We start from the raw sequence: 1,038 nt of genomic DNA, 5'->3' as shown, positions 1-1,038 counted from the left end.
AGAGCGACTCCCTGCGCCGCCAGCTAACCCTCCTGGAAAAGGCTCTGACCCCCAAGAGCCCAGGGGAAGCTGTGCAGAGTTGGGCCACAGGGGTCAAAAACCGCAACGGTGCCTGGCAATACGCCCTTTTAGCACCGGCCTTTAAAGAAAAGTGCCGTCCTGATTATGAAAGGATGGGGTGGGTAACGGGTGTATCCAGTCCCTGGGTAGAAAAATATACCATTCTTGAGCAGGAAGAAGAACAGGATGGAAGCTGGCGCTTTACTGTCCAGTTCGACCTGATGGCCTCCACCGGGCCGGCTGGATCTTATATAAACCATGTTACGGTGCAACACCAGGATGGGGGCTGGTATATTACCGGCATTGACAGCATTTGGGACCAGTGGCAGCTCCAAGTCCAGCTCCAGGAACAGGTGGAGAACCTGGTAGCCAGGCAGTACCAGCATTACCGCCTGCTGGACACAAAGGTTGACCTGCAATCCTTTAACCAGTCCGGCTTCCAGGCGGAAGCCGTATACCTGGTCCGGGTCAGCCACCTGCTGGGCGTAGACACCCCGGCGGAATGGCCGCCGCAGAAGGGCCGTCTCCAGTACCTGGAAGAAAACCGCGCCAGCCTGACCCCGGAAGCGCTACGAAAGATAGAAAAGGAAATCGCCTTCTGGCAGCAAGAACTGCAGGAGTATATTACTGAGCCCCAGGAAGCCAATGAATTCTTAAAGGTGACGGCCCGGTTTGACAGCCGGGGCCGGCTGCAAAAGGATACCGTGCAATTTTTTATTGAAGACGGCGTTGGGCAGTATATCCCCCTGGATATGAACCTGCCTTACTTTAAATCAGAAGCAGAGCTGATCCAGCAAGGGTATGAGGAAATGCGGCAGCTGGCGGCAGGCGCCTAGATATGTATTACGAAGGCTCGGGTGGTATCTGGGTAATTGACCTCAATTCGGGCGAAAAAAAGAAAATAGTCTACCTGGATGGTTGTTTTGGCGCCTGGTGGACCAATGATGGCCAGGCCATTACTTTTGGCGCCCGTGGGTA

1 protein-coding gene is annotated in these 1,038 nt (G+C 54.7%); it reads left to right on the top strand.

From position 1 onward, the window contains the following. On the top strand, positions 1 to 896 hold an 896-nt coding region (locus NWF31_RS14450; protein WP_258361205.1), incomplete at its 5' end, for a hypothetical protein. Positions 897 to 1,038: the final 142 nt, after the last annotated feature.

This window comes from Neomoorella sulfitireducens, assembly GCF_024733845.1.
GTDB classification, from domain to species: Bacteria; Bacillota; DSM-521; order Neomoorellales; family Neomoorellaceae; genus Neomoorella; species Neomoorella sulfitireducens.
This window is presented reverse-complemented; position numbering and strand designations above follow the sequence as displayed.